Source organism: Mesorhizobium sp. M7A.F.Ca.AU.002.02.1.1 (assembly GCF_003998535.1).
In the GTDB taxonomy this organism is placed as follows: Bacteria; Pseudomonadota; Alphaproteobacteria; order Rhizobiales; family Rhizobiaceae; genus Mesorhizobium; species Mesorhizobium ciceri.
This window is the reverse complement of the sequence record NZ_RZPB01000678.1, coordinates 1-3,286: the sequence shown is the minus strand read 5'-3', so window position 1 is coordinate 3,286 and position 3,286 is coordinate 1. Positions and strand designations below refer to the sequence as shown.

At 64.0% G+C, this 3,286-nt stretch carries 3 protein-coding genes; all 3 read left to right on the top strand.

All coding sequences use genetic code 11. The annotated features are described in order from the left end of the window. Positions 1-988 (top strand): transaminase (locus EN879_RS29240; RefSeq protein WP_245493880.1); only part of this gene is annotated, 988 nt, incomplete at its 5' end. Positions 989-999: 11 nt separating this feature from the next. Then, positions 1,000-2,406 carry a glutamine synthetase family protein gene (locus EN879_RS29235; RefSeq protein WP_082826626.1) on the top strand — a complete coding sequence of 469 codons (1,407 nt, stop codon included), beginning with the start codon at positions 1,000-1,002 and terminating at the stop codon, positions 2,404-2,406. 80 nt (positions 2,407-2,486) lie between these two features. After that, a partial coding sequence (locus tag EN879_RS29230; protein WP_127274423.1) for a putative DNA modification/repair radical SAM protein occupies positions 2,487-3,286 on the top strand: 800 nt, incomplete at its 3' end.

Below are 3,286 nucleotides of genomic sequence, written 5' to 3'. Positions count from 1 at the left end.
CCCAAGCGCGGCTTCGAGTGCTGAGATGTCGTTGAACTCGATGACCTTGGCCGTACGCGTCAGGTCGCGGAACTCGCCCGCCAATCCCGGCCGGGAGAAGATCCTTGTCTTCAACGGCTGCTACCATGGCTCGGTCGACGAGACGATGGTGCGGCTGATCGACGGCAAGCCCGTCAACCGGCCGGGATTGGCGGGCGAGTTCCGCGACCTGACGCGTACGGCCAAGGTCATCGAGTTCAACGACATCTCAGCACTCGAAGCCGCGCTTGGGGATAAGGACGTCGCCTGCGTCATCGCCGAACCGGTGCTGACCAACTCCTGCATGGTGCTTGCCGATCCGGGCTACCATGACGCCCTGCGCAAACTGACACGCCAAGCCGGCACACTGCTTCTGATCGACGAGACGCACACGATCTCGACCGGCCCCGGCGGCTACACGAGGAAATATGGTCTCGACCCGGACTTCTTCGTCCTGGGCAAGCCGATCGCCGGCGGCGTGCCGGCCAGTGTCTGGGGCATGAGCGACGACGTCGCCTCGCGCTACGCGGACTACAACAGGACCAAGGAGCCGGGCTATTCCGGCATGGGCACGACGCTCTCGGCCAACCCGCTGCAGTTCGCAGCGATGCGCGCCGCGCTTGAAGAGGTGATGACGCCGGAAAATTATGACCGCATGGATCACCTGGCGCGGCGGCTCGATGCCGGGTTGACCGGCGTGATCGATCGCTATCGCCTGCCCTGGCATGTTTCCCGTGTCGGCGCCCGCGTCGAGTTCATCTGCGCGCCCGGTCCGCTGCGCAATGGCGCCGAGGCGGAAGTGGCGCATGCGCCGGAACTGGAGGCCGCCATCCATGTCGCGCTGATCAATCGCGGCGTGCTGATCGCACCCTTCCACAACATGATGCTGATCTCGCCGGCGACCACTGCGACCCAGGTCAACCGGCTGATCACCGCCTTCGGCGCGGTTGCGGCAAAGCTTGGGGCATGAGACAAGCGGCGATGGACCATCCCAATGCCACAATGACCTCACCTTCGGGCTCGACATCCGCCGAGGCGCACGCCTTTCTCGACGCCCATCCCGAGATCGAAGCCTTCGATATCGTGCTGACCGACGCCAATGGCGTCGGCCGCGGCAAGATCGTGCGCCGGCATGAGCTGAAGAGCATCTTCGAGGGCGGCCGCCATATGCCGATCTCGATCCTGGGCCTCGACATCACCGGCGAGGATGTGCACGAGACCGGGTTGATCTGGACGACCGGCGACGGCGATCTCAGGGCATGGCCGATCCCCGGTACGCTGGTGCCGCTCTACGGCACGAGCCCGCCACGTGGCCAGCTGCTGATGGCGATGTACATGCTCGACGGCCGGCCGATGTCGTCGGATCCGCGGCTGGCGTTGGCTCGGCAAGTCGACATCCTGGCGGCCAAGGGCCTCTATCCGGCCGGAGCCTTCGAACTTGAATTCTTCCTGCTGGCCAATGAGCGCGACGCCGACGGCAAGGTGCAGCCGGCGCGCGCCGTGCTCGACGGCCGCGTCTCGGGCAAGACGGAAGTCTATTCCGTTGATCATCTGCACGGCATGGAGCCGCTGTTTTCCGACATCTATGCCGCAGCCAAGGCGCAAGGCATTCCGGCCGAGACGGTCATTTCCGAATATGCGCCCGGCCAGTACGAATTGACGCTGAACTACCGCAAGGATGTGATGCGGGCGGCCGACGACCTGGTCATGCTGAAGCGGCTGGTGCGGGCGCAGGCGCGCCGCCACGGCGTCACCGCCTGCTTCATGGCCAAGCCGATCGAGAAATACGCCGGCTCGGGCATGCATTTCCATGTTTCGCTGCAGGACAGAGCCGGCCGAAACGTCTTTGCCGAAGCCGGCGGCGAGAGCTGGTCGCTGCCGCTGCTGCAAGGGCTCGGCGGCCTCATCCAGACCATGGCGGAATCGATGCTGGTGTTTGCGCCGCACGCCAATTCCTGGCGGCGCTTCGTCTCGCAATCCTATGCGCCGGTGGCACCGACATGGGGCGTCAACAACCGATCGGTGGCGCTGCGTGTGCCGGCCGGCGACGCCAAGAACCGGCGCATCGAGCACCGGCCGTCGGGCGTCGACGCCAACCCCTATCTGATCGCCGCAACCGTGCTCGCCGGCATCATCAAGGGCATGGATGAAGGGCTCGATCCGGGGCCCGAAACGACCGGCAACGGCTATGAGGCAGCGGTCACGCGCACAACCATGCCTGTCGACTGGCGCGCCGCGATCGAATCGGCCCGGGCGTCCAGCTTCCTGAAGAACGCGCTCGGCGAGGACCTGCACCGGACCTTCGTGGCGATCAAACAGTCCGAATACCTGCGCGTGGCACGCACGGTCAGCGAACTGGATTACCACCTCTATCTGCACGAAGTCTGAGGGCCGGGCGGGCGATCACTTTTTCGCCGTTTCCATCAAATGAGGTGGCATAAGGGCGGATAAGAACATATCATGAACAGATGAGCGCACTCACCGTCCGTGAAAAACTGGCTGTCCTCTCCGATGCCGCCAAATACGATGCGTCCTGCGCCTCGTCGGGTGCGGCGAAAAAGGACTCGCTGGAATCAGGCGGCATCGGCTCCACCGAGGGCATGGGCATCTGCCATTCCTACGCGCCGGACGGCCGCTGCATTTCGCTGCTGAAAATCCTGCTGACCAATTTCTGCATCTATGATTGCAGCTACTGCATCAACCGATCGTCGTCCAATGTGCGGCGCGCCCGCTTTGGCATCGACGAGGTGGTGAAGCTGACCATGGATTTCTACCGGCGCAACTACATAGAAGGCCTGTTCCTGTCCTCGGGTGTCGTTCGCTCGCCGGACGAGACCATGGGCGAGATGGTCGAGGTGGCGCGCCGGCTGCGCCTGGAGGAGAAATTCTCCGGCTACATCCATTTGAAGACCATCCCGGAAAGCTCGGCCGAACTGGTCGAGCAGGCCGGTCTCTATGCCGACCGGCTGTCGATCAATGTCGAACTGCCGACCGACGAGGGTGTGAAGCGGCTGGCGCCCGAGAAGAAGCCGGAGACAATCCGGCTTTCCATGGCCAGGCTGCGCCAGAAGATGGAGGAGAAGGCCGAGCCGACTTTGAAGACCAAAAAGCGCGAACGCTTTGCGCCGGGCGGCCAGTCGACGCAGATGATCATCGGCGCCGACAAGACATCCGACGACGGCATATTGCACACGAGCGCCCGGCTCTATGGCAGCTACCATCTGCGGCGGGGCTATTTCTCCGCCTTCCGTCCGATTCCGGGTTTGTC